Origin of the sequence: Pseudomonas sp. zbq_18 (assembly GCF_043102245.1) — a bacterium.
Taxonomy (GTDB): domain Bacteria; phylum Pseudomonadota; class Gammaproteobacteria; order Pseudomonadales; family Pseudomonadaceae; genus Aquipseudomonas.
Genome location: NZ_JBICIT010000001.1, coordinates 128,626 through 147,451, shown reverse-complemented (window position 1 = coordinate 147,451; position 18,826 = coordinate 128,626). Strand labels below are relative to the sequence as shown.

At 65.0% G+C, this 18,826-nt stretch carries 14 protein-coding genes; 10 read left to right on the top strand and 4 right to left on the bottom strand.

Annotated elements, in window-relative coordinates; genetic code table 11:
* Positions 1 to 11: 11 nt before the first annotated feature.
* The gene (locus ACF8C6_RS00700) at positions 12 to 761 is read right to left on the bottom strand and encodes an AraC family transcriptional regulator (RefSeq protein WP_392497554.1); all 750 of its coding nucleotides are present in this window, start codon (positions 759 to 761) and stop codon (positions 12 to 14) included.
* 435 nt (positions 762 to 1,196) lie between these two features.
* Between ACF8C6_RS00700 and ACF8C6_RS00695 the strand changes: the two genes are divergently transcribed.
* The 7 genes from ACF8C6_RS00695 to cmoB all read left to right on the top strand — a co-directional run bounded on the left by ACF8C6_RS00695 (position 1,197) and on the right by cmoB (position 8,010).
* Positions 1,197 to 1,901, top strand: a complete 705-nt coding sequence (locus tag ACF8C6_RS00695) for a hypothetical protein (protein ID WP_277689878.1) — start codon at positions 1,197 to 1,199, stop codon at positions 1,899 to 1,901.
* A gap of 54 nt (positions 1,902 to 1,955) precedes the next feature.
* Positions 1,956 to 4,328 (top strand): endopeptidase La, encoded by a 2,373-nt coding sequence (gene lon, locus ACF8C6_RS00690; RefSeq protein WP_392497553.1) that lies wholly within the window; start codon positions 1,956 to 1,958, stop codon positions 4,326 to 4,328.
* Positions 4,329 to 4,414: 86 nt separating this feature from the next.
* On the top strand, positions 4,415 to 4,813 hold the full coding sequence (locus ACF8C6_RS00685) for a protease inhibitor I42 family protein (protein ID WP_392497552.1): 399 nt from the start codon (positions 4,415 to 4,417) through the stop codon (positions 4,811 to 4,813).
* 94 nt (positions 4,814 to 4,907) lie between these two features.
* Positions 4,908 to 5,561 carry a lysoplasmalogenase gene (locus ACF8C6_RS00680; RefSeq protein ID WP_392497551.1) on the top strand — a complete coding sequence of 218 codons (654 nt, stop codon included), beginning with the start codon at positions 4,908 to 4,910 and terminating at the stop codon, positions 5,559 to 5,561.
* A 102-nt stretch (positions 5,562 to 5,663) separates the two neighbouring features.
* Entirely contained in the window at positions 5,664 to 6,233 is a 570-nt protein-coding gene (locus ACF8C6_RS00675; RefSeq protein ID WP_392497550.1) for a hypothetical protein, read from the top strand.
* Between the two features lie 65 nt (positions 6,234 to 6,298).
* Positions 6,299 to 7,042, top strand: coding sequence for a carboxy-S-adenosyl-L-methionine synthase CmoA (gene cmoA / locus ACF8C6_RS00670; protein WP_392497549.1), 744 nt, complete (start codon positions 6,299 to 6,301; stop codon positions 7,040 to 7,042).
* Entirely contained in the window at positions 7,039 to 8,010 is a 972-nt protein-coding gene (gene cmoB / locus ACF8C6_RS00665) for a tRNA 5-methoxyuridine(34)/uridine 5-oxyacetic acid(34) synthase CmoB (RefSeq protein WP_392497548.1), read from the top strand. The genes cmoA and cmoB overlap by 4 nt, the downstream gene beginning before the upstream one ends.
* A gap of 41 nt (positions 8,011 to 8,051) precedes the next feature.
* Here the strand turns inward: cmoB and ACF8C6_RS00660 are convergent, their stop codons facing one another.
* Complete coding sequence (locus tag ACF8C6_RS00660) at positions 8,052 to 8,975, bottom strand: LysR family transcriptional regulator (RefSeq protein ID WP_392497547.1); 924 nt, start codon at positions 8,973 to 8,975, stop codon at positions 8,052 to 8,054.
* A gap of 129 nt (positions 8,976 to 9,104) precedes the next feature.
* Between ACF8C6_RS00660 and ACF8C6_RS00655 the strand changes: the two genes are divergently transcribed.
* The 3 genes from ACF8C6_RS00655 (at position 9,105) to ACF8C6_RS00645 (ending at position 14,406) form a co-directional block, all read left to right on the top strand.
* Positions 9,105 to 10,115, top strand: coding sequence for a zinc-binding alcohol dehydrogenase family protein (locus tag ACF8C6_RS00655; protein WP_392497546.1), 1,011 nt, complete (start codon positions 9,105 to 9,107; stop codon positions 10,113 to 10,115).
* Positions 10,116 to 10,253: 138 nt separating this feature from the next.
* Positions 10,254 to 14,150: an EAL domain-containing protein gene (locus ACF8C6_RS00650; RefSeq protein WP_392497545.1), complete on the top strand. Its 3,897-nt coding sequence runs from the start codon at positions 10,254 to 10,256 to the stop codon at positions 14,148 to 14,150.
* Between the two features lie 67 nt (positions 14,151 to 14,217).
* Positions 14,218 to 14,406 (top strand): hypothetical protein, encoded by a 189-nt coding sequence (locus ACF8C6_RS00645; RefSeq protein ID WP_392497544.1) that lies wholly within the window; start codon positions 14,218 to 14,220, stop codon positions 14,404 to 14,406.
* 6 nt (positions 14,407 to 14,412) lie between these two features.
* Here ACF8C6_RS00645 and ACF8C6_RS00640 read toward each other — a convergent pair whose 3' ends face one another.
* Positions 14,413 to 15,600, bottom strand: coding sequence for a Bcr/CflA family multidrug efflux MFS transporter (locus tag ACF8C6_RS00640; protein ID WP_392497543.1), 1,188 nt, complete (start codon positions 15,598 to 15,600; stop codon positions 14,413 to 14,415).
* Positions 15,601 to 15,682: 82 nt separating this feature from the next.
* Positions 15,683 to 18,820: an efflux RND transporter permease subunit gene (locus tag ACF8C6_RS00635; RefSeq protein WP_392497542.1), complete on the bottom strand. Its 3,138-nt coding sequence runs from the start codon at positions 18,818 to 18,820 to the stop codon at positions 15,683 to 15,685.
* Between the last annotated feature and the right edge of the window lie 6 nt (positions 18,821 to 18,826).

The following is an 18,826-nucleotide window of genomic DNA, read 5'->3' as shown; positions in this document are numbered from 1 at the left end:
CGCCCTACCCCCTATAAACCGCGCAACCGCTTGGGCGTCAGCCCCATATAGCGGCGCATGGCGGTGGTCAGCGCACTCTGGCTGGAAAAGCCACACTCTTCAGCGATCCGCACCAGCGCCAGCGGGCTCTCGCGCAGCAGGCGCGCGGCGTGGTCGAGGCGGGTCTTGAGCAGGTACTGATGCGGAGTCAGGCCGACACTGTCCTTGAACTGGGCGTGGAAATGGCTGGGACTCAGGCAGGCCACCTGGGCCAGCTCGACCACCGTGATACGCCGCGCCATGTGTTCGGCGATGTAGGCATCCAGCCGGGCCACATCCAGGCTGGCCACGGGTTGCTTGCGGCCCTGGCCGAACACACGCAAGTGCAGGGCCCGCAACAACACGCCACCCAACGCACGGGCCAGATGCACATCGCTGCCATAGCGAGCCAGCTCGGCACCGGCATAGCTCAGCAAGTGCTGGAAGTCGGCATCCAGGGTGGGGTAACGCGGGCTTTCGAAGAGCTCGGCCAGCAGGCTGAGGTCTTCGGCCGGTGTGCCACGCCCGTCCAGATCGAGGATCAGCATGCGGTTGTCGCCCACGCCGGCGAATTCATGGGCGGCATCCCCCGGCACCAGGCAGGCACGCATGCGGCACACCTCGCCGCCGCGCCCGTCTACCTCGAACTCGGCGCGCCCGGCCAGCGACAGCACCAGCTGATGGTGATCATGAGCATGGACGTGGGCCTGGTCATCCAGGCGCATCAGGCGCGCTGCAAGCATCTCGGCATACCGGCAAAGGACAAGCGCGCACTTTACCGGGTTGCACCCTGAAACAACATGGGTTGCGACGAGTGACACCAACCGCCTTGCTCTCCACCCTGCTTCGCCTCGGTCACCCAATACCGCCGGCCTGCAGCGCTGCCCACGCCTTGCCGCACACCCGTACATCGGTGGCCTTCACGAGCAAGCCCTGCAGGCTTTCGCGCACACGCACCAAATGAGTGAGCCCTAACGCCTGGGCGCACAAAGCCTGAGCAACGATATGCGCAGCCTCGACCACCGCAGAGGCTGCCTGTCAGTCGTCTCAAGCCAGCGCGACTGCCGAGCAAGCCACGCAGCCGATCCAGGCACTGAACGGCGCGCGCTGGCGAACAGCCCGGAGAAGCTGGCAAAGGACTTGCTTGATCCAGTCACCACCCCGATGAGCCAAACCGCATGAGCCCCGAACTGTTTTTCGCCGTTGGCCTGGGTATCGCCCTGCTGGTACTGGGCCAGCTGCTGACCCGCCGGGCCAGCCAGCTTCACCGCGCCACCCTCAATGAATTGCAGGGCCAGTGCCTGCAGCGCAGCCTGGAGCTGCTGCGCGCCCTGCAAAAGCATCGCGGCCTCGGCGCCCAGTACGACGTCGCCAGCGTCAGCCAACGCAATGCCCTGGCCCGCCAGCTCGATCAGCTGTGGCTGAACTGGCCCGGAGAAAGCCTGGAACTGGCGCCGCTTCACCAAGAGTGGCCGCGCCTGCGCATGAAGCCCGCCGATTTCGACGCCCACAGCCAGGTGATCGCCGAGCTGTTGCAGGTCATCGAGCAGCTGGAGGCTCGCCTGCAGCACAACGGCATTCAGGGCCTGGCCCTGGCCTGCCGCAATCTCGAAGACCTGGCCCGCCTGCGCGGCCTGGCCGTGCGGGCGGCCAACTACGACAAGTGCCCGCCCGTGCTGCAGGAACAGATGCGCAAGCTCTGCCTGCAGATCGCCGCCAGCGATGCAGACCAGCAACTGCAGGCCTTGCTGCAGCGCCTGAGCGCCGAGCTGATCGAAGCGCAGACCACCCGCCTCGGCCCGGCCGACTGTTTTGCCCTGCTCACCCCGGTGATCGAGCAACGCCTGCAGAGCCTGCCCGCGCACCAGCAGATCCTCGGTTGAAAACCCCGGAGCACCGCCCCATCTAGCACTGAACAGTGCAGACAAAGGTGCTCCATGAACGATCAGGACTCGCAAGAACACGCCACCGGGCTGGTACTGGCCGCCGAACGCCTGCCGGACAAACTGTACATCCTGCCCATCCACAACCGCCCGTTCTTCCCGGCCCAGGTGCTGCCGGTGATCGTCAACGAGGAACACTGGGCAGAAACCCTGGAGCTGGTGGCCAACACCGAGCACAAGAGCCTGGCACTGTTCTACGTCGACCAGCCGGTGACCGACCCGCGCCACTTCGACACCGCCAGCCTGCCCGAGCACGGCACCCTGGTGCGCCTGCACCACGTCAGCCGTGAAGACGGCAAGCTGCAGTTCGTCGCCCAGGGGCTGACCCGAGTGCGCATACGTGGCTGGCTCAAGCGCCATCGCCCGCCCTACCTGGCCGAAGTGGAGTACCCGCGCAGCGCCGATGACCCGCGCGACGAGGTCAAGGCCTATGCCATGGCGCTGATCAACGCGATCAAGGAGCTGCTGCCGCTCAACCCGCTGTACAGCGAGGAACTGAAGAACTACCTCAACCGTTTCGGCCCGAATGATCCGTCGCCGCTGACCGACTTCGCCGCTGCCCTCACCACCGCACCGGCGGCCGAGTTGCAGGAGGTGCTGGACTGTGTGCCGATTCTGCGGCGCATGGAGAAGGTTCTGCCGCTACTGCGCAAGGAAGTGGAAGTGGCGCGCCTGCAGAACGAGCTGTCCGCCGAGGTCAACCGCAAGATCGGCGAGCACCAGCGGCAGTTTTTCCTCAAGGAACAGCTCAAGGTCATCCAGCAGGAGCTGGGCCTGAGCAAGGACGACCGCAGCGCCGACAGCGACGAATTCCGCGCCCGTCTGCAGGGCAAGACCCTGTCCGAACAGGCACGCAAACGCATCGACGAAGAGCTGGGCAAGCTCGCGATCCTCGAAACCGGCTCGCCGGAATACGCCGTCACCCGCAATTACCTGGACTGGGCCACCAGCCTGCCCTGGGGTGTGCTCGGCCAGGACAAGCTCGACCTCGGCCATGCGCGCAAGGTGCTGGACAAGCACCACGCCGGCATGGACGACATCAAGGCGCGCATCACCGAATTCCTCGCCGTCGGCGCGTTCAAGGGCGAGATCGCCGGCAGCATCGTGTTGCTGGTCGGCCCGCCCGGCGTGGGCAAGACCAGCATCGGCAAATCCATCGCGGAGAGCCTGGGCCGGCCGTTCTACCGCTTCAGCGTCGGCGGCATGCGCGACGAGGCAGAAATCAAGGGCCACCGCCGCACCTACATCGGCGCCCTGCCCGGCAAGCTGGTGCAGGCGCTCAAGGAAGTCGAGGTGATGAACCCGGTGATCATGCTCGACGAGATCGACAAGATGGGCGCCAGCTACCAGGGCGACCCGGCCTCGGCGCTGCTGGAAACCCTCGACCCCGAGCAGAACGTCGAGTTTCTCGACCACTACCTGGACCTGCGCCTGGACCTGTCCAAGGTGCTGTTCGTCTGCACCGCCAACACCCTCGACTCCATCCCCGGCCCGCTGCTCGACCGCATGGAGGTGATCCGCCTGTCCGGCTACATCACCGAGGAAAAACTGGCCATTGCCAAGAAACACCTGTGGCCGCGTCAGCTGGAAAAGGCCGGGGTCAAGAAGAGTCAGCTGAGCATCAGCGACGCCGCGCTCAAGGCGGTAATCGAGGGCTATGCCCGCGAGGCCGGCGTGCGCCAGCTGGAGAAGCAGCTCGGCAAGCTGGTACGCAAGGCCGTGGTCAAGCTGCTCGACGCGCCGGACAGCAAGGTGAAGATCGGCCCCAAGGATCTGGAGGCCTACCTGGGCATGCCGCATTTCCGCAGCGAGCAGGTGCTCCGCGGCATCGGCGTGATCACCGGCCTGGCCTGGACCAGCATGGGCGGCGCCACCCTGCCCATTGAAGCCACGCACATCCACAGCCTTAACCGCGGCTTCAAACTCACCGGCCAGCTGGGTGAGGTGATGAAGGAGTCGGCGGAGATCGCCTACAGCTACATCGCCGCCAACTTGCCGCACTACGGCGGCAGCCCCGGCTATTTCGACCAGGCCTTCGTCCACCTGCACGTACCGGAAGGCGCCACGCCCAAGGACGGCCCCAGCGCCGGCATCAGCATGGCCAGCACCCTGCTGTCCCTGGCGCGCCAGCAGGCGCCGAAGCAAGGCGTGGCCATGACTGGCGAACTGACCCTGACCGGCCAGGTGCTGGCCATCGGTGGCGTGCGCGAGAAGGTCATCGCTGCGCGCCGGCAGAAGATCTTCGAGCTGATCCTGCCGGAGGCCAACCGTGGCGACTTCGCTGAGCTGCCGGACTACCTGAAAGAAGGCATCACCGTGCACTTCGCCAAGCGCTACAGCGACGTGGCCAAGGTGCTGTTCGACTGACACCTGCGGGCAGGCGCATGCGCACCTCGCCCACGGGTCGATTCAACCGCTATGCTGTGCGGGTTTGCGCACAACAGGAGCCCGCCATGAACCTCGCTCAACGCCTGCTGCTTCCCGCCAGCCTCACCCTGCTGGCGGCCTGCTCCAGCCAGCCTGGTAGCGCGATCCTGCAGGAGAAACAGTTGGGCAACTGCCCGATGGATCTGCGCAAGGGTCAGACCCTCACCATCAGCCTGCCGAGCAACCCCACCACCGGTTTCCGCTGGGTGGTGGCCGACGCCGCACCGGGCGTGCTGCGCAGCCTCGGTCCGGAGGTGTACACCACACCGGAAGACGCCGGTGTAGTCGGCGGCGCCGGCAAGTCCACCTGGCGCTACGAGGTCTACCAGAAAGGCGACGGCCGCCTGCTGATGGAATACCGCCGCCCCTGGGAAGTGGAAGTGGCGCCGGCCAAGGTCATCGACTGCCCACTCAGCGCACGCTGATGGCGCCATAGGCTGGGCGTACTGGCATCCCGCGCCAGGCGAACAGACCATGAGCGGGAAATAATCGGCGCCTACAACAACAAGAGATAACCACATGCGCCTGTTCCTCTGCCTGCTCGCCCTGGCCGGTGTCGGCCTGTTCCTGCTCGGCCTGCACCTCGAACTCAAGTGGCTGACATTGCTCAGCAAACCCCTGCCGGTAGTCTGCCTGCTGCTGTGGCTGCGCAGCGCACCAGCCTCCACCTATCGCAACTGGGTCGCCATCGGCCTGGGCTTTTCCCTGCTGGGAGACATGCTGCTGGAGTGGCCGGCGGATCTGTTCGTCTTCGGCCTGGGTGCCTTCCTGCTCGCCCACCTGGCCTATCTGGTGGCCTATCTGGGCGACAGCCGCCGCCTGGCGCCTGGCGCCCTGCTGATCGCCGCTGTGGCGGCTGGCAGCATGTTCGCCCTGTTGGCCAGTGCCGGGCTGGGCCCCCTGCTGCTGCCCGTGGCGCTGTACAGCCTGGCCATCGGCTGCATGCTGTGGCGCGCCCTCGCTCGCCTGGGGACGCCTGGGATTGCCAGCAGTTCGGCCTGGCTGGCGGCGGTCGGCGCAGCGCTGTTCGTGCTGTCGGACAGCCTGATCGGCCTCAACCGCTTCGTCGCGCCGTTCGAGAGCGCCCGCTACGCCATCATCCTCACCTACTGGCTGGGGCAACTCGGCATCGCCGCCTCGGTGCTGGCCCTGCGCCCTCGCTCGCGACGGTAGCTCCCGCTGCGCCTGGCCACGTCACAGACTTCAAGATACGGACGGCAGCCCGGCGCCAAATCGACTATAGAGAGAAAGCGGTTCAGACATAAGGAGTCCGTCATGCGCAGTACCCGCTGGATTACGCTGCTCCTCCTCCCATCGCTGCTCGCCGGTTGCGGCAGCCTGTTACCCAGCGAGCGCGCCGAAGTGCTCTCACCGTTCAACGACTACCTGGATGCCGAAATCCGCTACTCCCAGGCCCAGCCGGGCAAAACCACGCGCTCGGAACTGTTCTCCCTGGGCTTCGACCCGCTGAGCCAGGGCAACGGCAAGATGCTCTCGTTCATCGACCTGCGGGTGATGTTCGTGCAGCCCAACGTCCCCATCGAGTACCTGCCGGACGGCCTGCTCAAATGCCTGGAAGCCAAGGATCGCTGCATCGGCTACGCCTTCGATTTCAACAAAACTGATACTCAGCGCGTCGGTAGTTTCTGGGCCGATGTGTTCAATTTCCGCAAGAAGCGCGAGCTGCAGGGCTGGGCCTTCCGTGCCGTGTTCGTACTGGTCGACGACACTCTGGTGCACAAGGTCAGCAATGGCGAGCCGAACATTCGCCGCTACGAGGTCAAGCGCAACCCGCTGGGCCCGCTGCAGGGCGCCGGCGAGTTCTTTTCCGACCAGCTGAAGTGATGATGGTTGGGCCTCGCCACGCTCTTGGCTAGAATGCCGGCCTTTGAACCGCCGACCCCAGCCCCGTGAAACAGACTCCCGACCGCATCTTTGCCCAGCCTCTGGAACAGGTACCCGACTTCGTCTTCAACGAGGACGTGGCCAAGGTCTTTCCGGACATGATCAAGCGCTCGGTGCCGGGCTACCCGACCATTGTCGAGAACCTCGGCGTGCTGGCCGGGCAATTCGCCCAGCCCAACTCGGTGCTGTACGACCTCGGCTGCTCCCTCGGCGCAGTAACTCAGGCCCTGCGCCGCCATGTGCGCAGCGACGGCTGCCGGGTGATCGCGGTGGACAACTCCCACGCCATGGTCGAACGCTGCAGCGAATACCTGCACGCCCAGGACGCCATGTTCCAGGAGCTGCTGCCGGTGCAGGTGATCGAGGCGGACATCCTCAGCCTGGACTTCCAGCCCGCCTCGCTGGTGGCGCTGAACTTCACCCTGCAGTTCATCGCCCCCGAGCAGCGTCTTGAACTGCTCAGCCGCATTCGCCAAACCCTGCTGCCCGGCGGCGCACTGATCCTCTCGGAAAAGCTGCGCTTCGAAGACCCAGCCGAGCACGAGCTGCTGGGCGATCTGCACCTGGCCTTCAAACGCGCCAACGGCTACAGCGAGCTGGAAATCGCCCAGAAGCGCAGCGCCATCGAGAACGTGATGAAGCCGGACAGCCTGGAGCAGCATCGCGAGCGCCTGCTGGCCGCTGGCTTCTCCAAAGTCGTGCCCTGGTTCCAGTGCCTCAACTTCGCCTCGCTGATTGCCCTGCCATGATTTTTCGCCGCCTCGACCTCGACGCCCTGCAACAAGAACTGGGCAGCACGCCGCTGCAAGACTGGGCCGCCGACCTGCCCGCCCAGCTCGACGCCAAACTGGCCATCGGCCATGGCGACCTGGCGCGCTGGTACGCCGCCGTTGAGGCGCTGCCGCCGCTCACGGCCGAACACATCGAACTGCGCGACGAACTGCGCCTGCGCGGTGCCTGCGACGACACCTCCCGCGCCGCGCTGAAAAGTGCCCTGCAGGGCCTGATTCCCTGGCGCAAGGGTCCCTTCCACCTGTTCGACGTACACCTCGACACCGAATGGCGTTCGGACTGGAAATGGTCACGCGTCGCTCCGCATCTCGACCTGGCCGGCAAGCGCATCCTCGATGTCGGCTGCGGCAACGGCTACTACATGTGGCGCATGCTCGGCGCCGGCGCCAGGGCCGTGGTCGGTGTCGATCCCAACTGGCTGTTCCTCAACCAGTTCCTCGCGGTGAAAAACTACCTGCCCGAGTCGCCGGCCTGGCATCTGCCACTGGCCCTGGAAGAATTGCCGGCCAAGCTGGAAGGCTTCGATACCGTGTTCTCCATGGGCGTGCTCTACCACCGCCGTTCACCCATCGACCACCTACTCGACCTCAAGGACAAGCTGCTGCGCGGTGGCGGACTGGTGCTGGAAACCCTGGTGGTCGAAGGTGACAACCAGCAGGTACTGGTGCCCGAGGACCGCTACGCGCAGATGCGCAACGTCTGGTTCCTGCCCTCGGTGCCGGCGCTGGAGCTGTGGCTGCGCCGCGCCGGCTTCGTCGACGTGCGCTGCGTGGATGTCTCCACCACCAGTGTCGAGGAACAACGCAGCACCGACTGGATGCGTTACCAGTCGCTCCCCGAATTCCTCGACCCGGCCGACCACAGCCGCACCGTCGAAGGCCTGCCGGCGCCGACCCGCGCCGTGCTGCTGGCGCGCAAGCCCTGAGCAACACGGCACAGGCCTGGCCGCCGGCCCGCAGCCTACAACTATTTCGCCGCGCCCCACGGCGCCTGGCGCAGCACCTCGACACAGCGTGTCTGGAGAAACTCGCGCAGCAGCCGCACCGGCTGGCTGAGCTGGTCACGGTGGGCGCAGATCAGGTTGAGCGGGGTCGGCTCACCCAGCCAGTCGGCCAGCACGACCTGTAAGCGTCCCGCCGCCACATCACCGGCTACGTCGAGCCAGGACTTGTACACCAGGCCCTGCCCCGCCACGGCCCAGCGCCGCACCACATCGGCGTCGTCGCTGACCCGGTTGCCGCTCACCGCCAGCACCTGAACCTGCTTGCCCTGGGTGAAACTCCAGCGCTCATGCACCCGCCCGCCGAGCATGTATTGCAGGCAGTTGTGCCGGCGCAGATCGTCCAGCTGCTGTGGCGTGCCATGCCGCATCAGGTAGCCGGGCGCCGCGCACAGCACCCGGCGGTTGCCGCTGGCCACGGGCAAGGCCACCAGGCTGGAGTCCTCCGGCGCGCCATAGCGCAGGGCCAAGTCCACCGGCTGACGCAGCAGGTCGGTCACACGATCGCTGAGCAGCAGACGCAGGTCGAGCTGCGGGTGCTCGGCCTGAAACTCGTCGAGCCAGGGCAGCAAGACATTGCGGCCGAAATCCGACGGCGCGGCCAGCTGCAGCACGCCATCCAGCCGATCACGCCCGCCGGCCAGCTGCTGGCGCCCTGCCTCCAGGCTGGCCAGCGCCGCCCGCGCATGGTTCAGGTACTGCTCGCCTTCCAGGGTCAGGCGCAGGCTGCGGGTCGAGCGCAGCAACAGACGCGCCTGCACCTGCCGCTCCAGACGCTTGAGCGCCGCGCTGGCCACGGCGGGCGAGCAGTCCAGTTCGCGGGCGGCGGCGGACAGGCTACCCAGCTCGGCCGTGCGCACGAACAACTGCAGATCATCGAGGCGCAGCATGGCCCTTCCTTTTTCAAAAAAATATTGAAAGAGACTCTATTGCAGCCGGGTTTTTCTCGCCATACAGATAAAAGACCATGCCAACCACGCAGACTAAGCTGCATGCCACCGACTTCGCGGAGAGCCCGGATGAAAGCCATCGCCTACTACCAGAACCTGCCCATCGACCAGCCCGAGGCCCTCCTCGACGTCGAACTGCCAGTGCCACAGCCCGGCCCGCGCGATTTGCTGGTGGAAGTTCACGCCATCTCGGTCAACCCGGTGGACACCAAGATCCGCCGCAACGTGGCGCCGGAGGCCGGCCAGGCCAAGGTGCTGGGCTGGGACGTGGCCGGCGTGGTGCGCGCGGTGGGCAGCGAGGTCAAACAGTTCCGCCCCGGTGACAAGGTGTTCTATGCCGGCGCCATCGACCGTGCCGGCGGCAACAGCGAACTGCACCTGGTGGATGAACGCATCGTCGGGCGCATGCCCGGCTCGCTCGATTTCGCCCGCGCCGCCGCCCTGCCGCTGACCGCCATCACCGCCTGGGAACTGCTGTTCGAACGCCTGCAGGTGCGTGAAGGCCAGGGCGACGGCCAGAACCTGCTGGTGATGGGCGCCGCAGGCGGGGTTGGCTCGATCCTGCTGCAACTGGCACGCAAACTCACCAACCTGACGGTAATCGGCAGCGCCTCGCGTCCGGAAACCCGGGCCTGGGTCACTGAGCTGGGCGCGCACCATGTCATCGACCACAGCCAGCCGCTGCTGCCGCAACTGCAGGCCCTCGGCATCGAACAGGTAGACATGGTCGCCAGCCTGACCCAAACCGATCTGCACTTCGACGCCCTGGTCGAAGCCCTGCGCCCGCAGGGCCGCCTGGCGCTGATCGACGACCCGGCGCAGCTGGACGTAATCAAGCTCAAACGCAAGAGCCTGTCGCTGCACTGGGAGTTCATGTACACCCGCTCGCTGTTCCAGACCGCCGACATGGTCGAGCAGCACCGCCTGCTCAACCGGGTCGCGCAACTGATCGACGATGGCGTGCTGCGCACCACTCTGGGCGAGCATTTCGGCAGCATCAACGCCAGCAATCTGCGCAAGGCCCACAGCCTGCTGGAAAGCGGCCGGGCCAAGGGCAAGATCGTGCTGGAGGGGTTCTGAACCACCGTTCATACGAGCTGGCACCACGACCGTCCATGACAAAGTGCCAGCAGGCACGACGGTAGCGACTAGACTGAAACCAGCCCGGCCAACAGGAGTTCCGGGTCGGTTTCAGTTTGTGTTTGCCGAGGGTTCAGGATGCAACCCAACCTCTCCCGCCCGCTGCGTATCGCCGGGGCCTACTTGGCCTTCAGCATCGCCTGGATCTTGCTCAGCGACCTGCTGCTACAGGCGCTGCCGTTCGACGATGCCACCCTGCACAGGCTGCAAACCGTCAAGGGGCTGGCCTTCGTTGCCCTCAGCAGCCTGCTGATTCTGTTGCTGTGCCGTTATGAACTGCGCACCCAGCAACACCTGGAGCAGGGAATGCGCCAGCGTTTGCTGCTGTTGCAGCAGACCCAGCGCGATGTCGGCCTGGGCAGCTGGGAATACGATGGCCAGCAGTTCGCCTGGTCTGCCGAGGCACTCCACCTGTTCGAGCGCCCGGATAGAGACAATCGCAGCACACTCGACGAACTGCTGAGCTGGCTCCATCCGGCCGACCGCAATGCCGTGCAACGGGCCCTGGAGGCCACCCTGAAAGGTGGGGCGCCATTGCTGGTCAATGCCCGCCTCAACCGCCCGAGTAGCGAGACGTCGGTGTGGTTGATGCTACGCGGTAGCGCGGATGCCGGCGGTACGGCCCATGGCAGCGTGCAGAACATCAGCAGCCAGAAACGCGACGAACAGGCCCTGCGCGAAAGCGAACAGCGCTTCCGCCAGTTGTTCGAACAGACCCCGCACATCGCCGTACAGGGCTACGACCGGGAACGTCGGGTGATCTTCTGGAACCAGGCCAGCACCCAGCTCTACGGCTACAGCGTGGCCGAGGCCATGGGCCGGCGTCTTGAAGAGCTGATCATCCCACCGGCGCACCAGGCCCAAGTGATCAGCAATATCAACGCCTGGATGATCGGCGGCCCGGCCATACCGGCCAGCGAGATCACTCTGCGCCACCGTGACGGCAGCGCAGTTCACGTCTACTCCAGCCACCTGATCATCCACAACGCACGCAATCAGCTGGAGATGTACTGCGTCGATATCGACCTGAGGCAACAGCAGCTTGCGCATCAGTCCCTGGAGGCCAGCGAAGCGCGTTATCGCGAACTGGTCGAACAGCTGCACGAAGCCATCTTCCTCACCGATACCGGCGGGCGCCTGACCTTCCTCAACCCGGCGTGGGTGTCCATTACCGGCTACAGCATTCAGGAAAGCCTGGGCACTCCACTGCTCGACTTCATCGAGGATAACCACCGGGAACTGCTCGCCGAGCAGATGTCCGCCATCCTCTCGCACCGGAGCAGCACCTGGCTCGGCGAGTTGCGCCTGCGCAACGCCAACGGCCGTCAGCTCTGGGTCGCCCTGCGTCTGGGCACGGAGGTCAGCCCGGAACTGGGCCTGCGCGGCAGCCTCAGCGACATCGACGAGCACCGCCATAGCCTGGCCCTGCAGCAAGCCCGCAATGCGGTGCTCGACCGCATGCTGGCACAGCGCCCGCTGCATGAAACGCTAGGCGACATGACCCAGCGCCTGGAGCAGATCAGCCCGCAGATGATGATCTCCGTCCTCAGCCTGGAGTACGGCAAGCTGCGCGTAATGGCCGCCCCCAGCCTGCCGACCGACTACATCGCGCTGATTGATGGTCTCCCTGCCCAGCTCGGTTTGGGCAGCTGCAGCCATGCCGCCGCCAGCGGCGAGCTGACCGTGACCGAAGATATTCTCAAGGACCCTTACTGGGCGGAATATCGTGATGCGGCCCTGCACGCGGGGCTGCGCGCCTGCTGGTCCCTGCCGTTCAAGAACGACCAGGGCCAGGTGCTCGGCGTATTCGGCATCTACTCCCGCCACCCAACCCGCCCGGCGCAGGAAGACGTGGCCCTGGTCACCGAATTCACCCGCCTGGCCGGGCTCGCGGTTCGCCAGCATCAGCGCGACAGCGAACGCCTGCAGAGCGAACTGCGCTTTCGCGCCACTTTCGAGCAGGCCGCCGTCGGCATCGCCCATCTGGCGCCGGATGGGCAGTGGCTGCGCGTCAACCAGCGGCTGTGCCAGATGCTCGGTTACCAGCGTGAGCAGTTGCTGCAGCTGACCTTCCAGGACATCACCCACCCGGACGACCTGCTCAAGGATCTGGAGCAAACCCAGCGCCTGCTGAACAACGACATCAATCGCCTGACCCTGGAGAAGCGCTACCTGCGCCATGACGGCAGCATCCTGTGGGCCAAGCTCAATGCCACCCTGGTACGGCATACCAACGGCGAGCCGCACTACTTCATCTCAGTGCTCGAGGATATTGGCCTGCATAAGCAGCACGAACTGGCCCTGCGCCAGGCGGCCGCGGTGTTCGAGAGCACTCAGGAGGCAGTGGTGATACTCGATGCCAGACGGCGCATCATTACCTGCAACCCGGCCTTCAGCCTGATCACCGGCCTGGGCCCGCAACAGGCCATCGGCGGGCGCCTGCCCCTCAAACCCGGCACCAGCGTGGAACGCATGCGCTACCGCGATCTGTGGCGCCGGGTACAACGCAGTGGCAGCTGGCAAGGTGAACTCAGTGGACGCAAGGCGGACGGCTCATCCTTTCCCTTCTGGCTGACAGTCAGCCGGATACGTGACTGCGATCCCAGCCAGCCGCAATACGTCATGACCTTCACCGATCTCAGCCAGTACCGCGAAAGCCAGGAGCGGTTGGCCCACCTGGCCCACTTCGACACCCTCACCGACCTGCCCAACCGGCTCTACGCCCTGGAACGCCTGAACCACGCGCTGGAACATGCCCAACGCCACGGGGAACGGGTAGCGTTGCTGTATTTCGACCTGGACAACTTCAAGACCATCAACGAGAGCCTCAGTCACAAGGTCGGCGACGAGTTGCTGATCGCCGTGGCCCGGCGCCTGCAAAAACGGTTGCGCAACGAAGACACCCTGGCCCGCCTGAGCAGCGACGAGTTTCTGGTGGTGCTGGAGAACCTGCAGCGCCCGGAGGAAGCCGCCGGCATTGCCCGCACCCTGATCGAACTGCTGGAACGCCCCCTGCCATTGGGCAGCGGTCACGAGGCCTATCTGAGTGCCAGTATCGGCATCAGCCTGTACCCGGACGACGGTACGAACAGCGACGATCTGCTGCGCAATGCCGACAGCGCTCTGCACCAGGCCAAGCAGGAAGGGCGTAACACCTTCCGCTTCTATACCCAGGGGCTGACTCATCAAGCGCACACCCGTCTAAGCCTCGAAGGCCGCCTGCGCCAGGCGCTTAAACGCAATGAATTCACCCTGCACTACCAGCCGCTGGTCAGCGCCAGCGACGGCAGTGCCATCGGCGTGGAAGCGCTGCTGCGCTGGAACAGCCACGAGGGCATGGTTTCCCCAGCCCAATTCATCCCCCTGGCCGAAGACACCGGACTGATAGTCCCCATCGGCACCTGGGTACTGCGCGAGGCCTGCCGGCAGATGCAGTTCTGGCGCCAGCAAGGCCTGAGCCTGCAAACCCTGGCCGTCAACCTGTCGCCGCGCCAGTTCCGCCAGGCCGACCTGGTGCAACAGGTGCGCGACGCCCTGCACGACAGCGGCCTGCCGGCCGAATACCTGGAGCTGGAAATAACCGAAGGGGCGCTGATGGAGAACCTAGAACAGGCCCAGGCAACACTGGCCGCCCTGAAGGCGCTGGGGATCAAACTGGCCATCGACGACTTTGGCACCGGCTACTCCTCCCTTGCCTACCTGCGGCGCTTCCCCCTGGACAAGCTGAAGATCGACCAGAGCTTCATGCAGGGCGTGCCCCAGGATCAGGCCAATCTGGAGATCACCGCCACCATCATCGGCCTGGCCCGCAGCCTCAAGCTGAACGTACTGGCCGAGGGTGTGGAAACCCGCGAGCAGCTGCTGGCCCTGCGTCAGCTGGGCTGCGAACAATGTCAGGGCTATCTGTTCAGCCGTCCGCTGAGTGCACTGCAACTCGCCCACTGGCTACGTAGCAGCGAGCAATCGGCGAGTTGATCCAGATCATGGCGAGAGGCCGATTCGCGCCTAGACTGCAATCTCCGGATCGATCTGGAGAGCAGCGATGAACATTCTCATTCGCCCCATGCAAAGCGCCAGCGGGACACGCTGGCAGGTGTGCCTGGATCAGCACGGCGTGAGTTTCCGCAGTGAAGCCGAAGCACAGGAGTTCGTCCGCATCCTGCGCGCGCGCCTGCAGGCACCACACCCCCTGCCCTGGCGCAATGCGCCGGCGGTACGCAGCGCCAGCTGAGCTGACTCAGAACTCCAGCGACAGCTTGCGCGCGTGGCGAGTGGTCAACAGCGCCAATACCACGGTCAGCGCCCCACACAGCATGATGACCAGCGCCATCGGCCGGGCCGTGCCGTCGTGCAGCACGCCGACCACAATAGACGCGCCGGCCGCCACGCAGAATTGCAAGGAACCGATCAGTGCCGAAGCGCTGCCGGCCTGCGCGCCCTGCCCAGCCATGGCGCAGGCAGTGGCATTGGGCAGAATGCACGACAGGCTGGCCATGCAAACGAACAGCGGCAGCAGCAACGGCCAGAGCGGCTCCGGCTGCTGCATGGCCACCAACAGCAACGCCAGCGCCGACGCCAGGTAGACCCAGACAGTGCGCTTGAGCCAGTAGCCAGGGCCGTGATGGCGCAACAACCAGCCATTGAACTGGGCGGTGATGATGAAACCGGCAGCATTCATGCCGAACAGCCAACCGTAGTTCTCCGCCGACACGCCATACAGCTCGATGAAGACGAAGGGTGAACCGGAGATGTAGGCGAACATGCCGGCCATGGCCACCCCTCCCGTGATGCCATAACCGATCAGCAGAGGGTCGTGCAGCAGACGCCAGTAGCGCCCGAGCGCACCACGCAGAGGTTGCGCCGGCAGCGAGGGCGAACGGGTTTCCGGCAGCCAGAGCAGCACGCCAATCAGGCAGAGCGCACCGAACAGCATCAGCCCATAAAAGATCGACTGCCAACCGAACAGGTGCAGCAAAATACCGCCGCCCAGGGGCGCAAGGATAGGCGCCACGCCCATCACCAGCATCAGCTTGGAAAACGCCTTGGCCGAAGCCAGCGGGTCGCACAAATCACGCACCACCGCGCGCGAGATGACCATGCCGGCACAGCCGCCCAGCGCCTGCACGAAGCGCGCGACGATCAACCACTCCAGACTCTGTGCCAGGGCACAGGCCAGCGACGCCAGCACGAACAGCACCACGCCCGCCAGCAGCGGACGGCGCCGGCCGAAACGATCGGCCAGGGGGCCATAGATCAACTGCCCCAGCGCAACACCGGCGAAGTAGGACGCCAGCGACAGCTGAATGTGTTCGACATCCGTGCCGAACGCCTTGGCCAAGGTAGGAAAGCTCGGCAGGTAAAAGTCGATGGCCATGGGCCCGAAAGCACTCAGAGCGCCAAGGATCAACAAAATACGAAAGCTCATGAGTCATCCAGTGCGGGGTTGCCCCCGAAAAAACCAAGGGCGCCCGGTGGGCGCCCGCTTACAGGCTGACAGATTGTCGCTGTCAGTGCGGCTCGTGGGGGGTCGCCGTTTTCTTGTTGCGCCCCAGCTTTTCTCCCAGCGACTCCACCAGCAGGTAGAACATCGGGATCATGAAGGTTGCCAGCAGAGTGGCGGCGAGCATGCCGCCAATCACCCCGGTACCGATGGAATGACGGCTGGCGGAACCCGCCCCGGTGCTGATGGCCAGTGGCACGCAGCCGAGGATGAAGGCCAGCGAGGTCATCACGATGGGACGGAAGCGCAATTTGGCCGCCTCGAACGCCGATTCGAAGATACCCTTGCCCTCGGCACGCAGCAGCACGGCGAACTCGACGATAAGAATGGCGTTCTTCGCCGCCAGGCCGATCAGGGTGACCAGACCAACCTGGAAGTACACATCGTTCTGGATGCCACGCAGCCACACGGCCAGGATCGCACCGAACACGGCGAAGGGCACCGCGGTGACTACCGCCAGCGGTAGCGTCCAGCGCTCGTACTGGGCCGCGAGGATCAGGAACACCATGATCAGACCGAAGACGAACGCCGTGCTGCCCGAACCCTGGGTCGCCACTTCCTGGTAGGCCGAGCCGATCCAGCCCAGGCTGTATTCGCTGCCCAGCACCTCATCAGCCACCTCCTGGATGGCCGTCAGCGCCTGACCGGAGCTGTAACCCGGCGCCGGGCCACCGAGGATCTTCGCCGCCGGATAGACATTGAAGCGCGCGTAGGTATCCGGGCCGAGGATACGCTTGACCTTGATCAGGGTAGTCAGCGGCACCAGGTCGCCACCCGAAGCGCGTACATAGACCTGCGACAGGTCTTCCGGCTTGCGACGGAACTCCGACTCCGACTGCAGGCTGACCTGCCAGGTGCGGCCGTACAGGGTGAAGTCGTTGACATAGTAGCTGCCGAAGGTGGCCTGCATGGCGGTGAACACATCGCTGATCGACACGCCCAGGGCACGCGCCTTGGTGCGGTCGAGGTCGATGTAGTACTGCGGCACGTTGGCACTGAAGGTACTCTGCACCCCGGCCAGCTCCGGGCGTTTCTGGGCCGCGGCGAGGAACTCCTGCACCTTGGCCGCCATCTGCTCGACGCCGGCGCCACCACGGTCCTGGATATAGCCCTCGAAACCACCGGTAGTGCTCATGCCGGTAATCGGCGGCGGGTTGAAACTCATGACCACGCCGTCCTTCTCGGACAACCCCATGCCCATGAACTCTCGGGTCAGGTTGCGCGCGTCCAACTCCGGCGTGGTGCGCTCGGACCAGTCCTTGAGCGGTACGAAGCTAACCCCGGCGTTGGTACGCTGGCCGGAGGTCAGCACGTCAAAACCGGCGAACGTCACCACATCCTCCACCGCGGGATGCTTCATCAGCTGCTCGGTGAAGTCGTGGGTCAGCGCATCGGTACGGTTGATCGAGGCCGCCGGTGGCAGGAAGTAGGCGTTGATCACATAGCCCTGATCCTCGTCAGGCACCAACGACCCCGGCACGCGAGCAAACAGCCCGATGGTCAGGACAATCATGCCGCCGAACAACAGCAGGCCAATCAGCGAGCGCTTGAGGAAGAAAGCCACGCCGGCGCCATAGCCGTCGGTCAACTTATCGAAGAAGCGGTTGAAGGCCCGGAACGGTGCCGCCGGTTCCCTGTGTTCATCCTTCAGCAACAAAGCGCAGAGTGCTGGCGACAGGGTCAAAGCGACGATGCCGGAAATCACCACCGACACGGCGATGGTGATGGCGAACTGTTTGTACATCTCGCCCGCCAACCCGCCGAGAAAGCCCACCGGCACGAACACGGCGCACAGCACCAGGACGATGGCGATGATCGGGCCCGTGACCTCTTCCATCGCCTCGATGGCCGCTTCGCGGGCGGCCAGCTTCTTGGTGCGCATCACACGCTCGACGTTCTCGATCACCACGATGGCGTCGTCCACCACGATACCGATGGCCAGCACCAGGCCGAACAGGGTCAGCAGGTTGATGGAAAAACCCAGGGCATACATGCCGGCGAAGGTGCCGACCAGCGATACCGGGATGGCCAGCACCGGGATCAGCGTGGCGCGCCAGTTCTGCAGGAACAGGAACACCACCAGCACAACCAGCACCAGTGCTTCGCCGAAGGTATGGACCACCTCCTCAATCGATACCTTGACGAACTTGGTGGTGTCGTAGGGGATCTTGTAGGTGATACCTTCGGGGAAACGCTTGGACAGGCGCTCCAGGGTGTTCTGTACCGCCTCGGCGGTATCCAGCGCATTGGCGCCAGGCTGCAGATAGACACCGAACGCGGCGTTCTGCTGGCCGTTGAGGCTGGTCACCAGGGCATAGTCCTGGGCGCCCAGCTCGATGCGCGCCACGTCCCTGAGCAACAGGCTGGCACCGGTGGCATCCGAGCGCAGAATCACGCTCTCGAACTCCTTGGGATCGGTGAAACGCCCTTGAGTGGTCACCGTGTAGGTAAAGTCCTGCGGCGTCTGCAGCGGCTGCTGACCGAAGCTGCCGGCGGCGAACTGCGAGTTCTGCTCGCGGATGGCATTGACCACATCGGTCGGCGTCAGGTCGTACTGGGCCAGCTTGTCCGGCCGCAGCCAGATGCGCATGGAGTAGTCCTTGGAGCCGAACTGACTGACATCACCGACGCCAGGCAGACGCTTGAGCTCGTCGATGACATTGATCAGCGCGTAGTTGGAAATGAAGATCGGGTCTTTTGAGTTGTCCGGCGAGTAGAGGGTGACCACCTGGAGAATGTCCGAAGACTTCTTCTCCACCTTCACCCCCTGCCGGCGCACTTCCTCCGGCAGCTTGGCCAGGGCGGCCTGCACCCGGTTGTTGACATCGATAGTGGCCTGATCCGGGTCACGGCCCACCGCGAAGTACACCGACAGGCTCATGGCGCCGCTGGCGGCCGAGTTGGAGAGCTGGTAGATCATGCCCTCGACGCCATTGATTTCCTGCTCCAGCGGCGCGGCCACGGTCTCGGCAATGACCTGGGCGCTGGCGCCCGGATAGCTGGCCGACACCGACACCTGCGGCGGCAGAATCTGCGGATACTGGGCCACGGGCAGCGCCTTCATCGCCGACAGACCGGCCAGAATGATGACGATGGAGATGACCGCGGCGAACACCGGCCGGTCGATGAAGAACTTGGAGATCATGGCCAG

Bases quoted from the DNA above. Each gene is read 5' to 3' on its own strand.
- ACF8C6_RS00700 (WP_392497554.1), bottom strand. From the start codon at position 761: ATGCTTGCAGCGCGCCTGATGCGCCTGGATGACCAGGCCCACGTCCAT.
- ACF8C6_RS00695 (WP_277689878.1), top strand. From the start codon at position 1,197: ATGAGCCCCGAACTGTTTTTCGCCGTTGGCCTGGGTATCGCCCTGCTG.
- lon (WP_392497553.1), top strand. From the start codon at position 1,956: ATGAACGATCAGGACTCGCAAGAACACGCCACCGGGCTGGTACTGGCC.
- ACF8C6_RS00685 (WP_392497552.1), top strand. From the start codon at position 4,415: ATGAACCTCGCTCAACGCCTGCTGCTTCCCGCCAGCCTCACCCTGCTG.
- ACF8C6_RS00680 (WP_392497551.1), top strand. From the start codon at position 4,908: ATGCGCCTGTTCCTCTGCCTGCTCGCCCTGGCCGGTGTCGGCCTGTTC.
- ACF8C6_RS00675 (WP_392497550.1), top strand. From the start codon at position 5,664: ATGCGCAGTACCCGCTGGATTACGCTGCTCCTCCTCCCATCGCTGCTC.
- cmoB (WP_392497548.1), top strand. From the start codon at position 7,039: ATGATTTTTCGCCGCCTCGACCTCGACGCCCTGCAACAAGAACTGGGC.
- ACF8C6_RS00660 (WP_392497547.1), bottom strand. From the start codon at position 8,975: ATGCTGCGCCTCGATGATCTGCAGTTGTTCGTGCGCACGGCCGAGCTG.
- ACF8C6_RS00655 (WP_392497546.1), top strand. From the start codon at position 9,105: ATGAAAGCCATCGCCTACTACCAGAACCTGCCCATCGACCAGCCCGAG.
- ACF8C6_RS00650 (WP_392497545.1), top strand. From the start codon at position 10,254: ATGCAACCCAACCTCTCCCGCCCGCTGCGTATCGCCGGGGCCTACTTG.
- ACF8C6_RS00645 (WP_392497544.1), top strand. From the start codon at position 14,218: ATGAACATTCTCATTCGCCCCATGCAAAGCGCCAGCGGGACACGCTGG.
- ACF8C6_RS00640 (WP_392497543.1), bottom strand. From the start codon at position 15,600: ATGAGCTTTCGTATTTTGTTGATCCTTGGCGCTCTGAGTGCTTTCGGG.
- ACF8C6_RS00635 (WP_392497542.1), bottom strand. From the start codon at position 18,820: ATGATCTCCAAGTTCTTCATCGACCGGCCGGTGTTCGCCGCGGTCATC.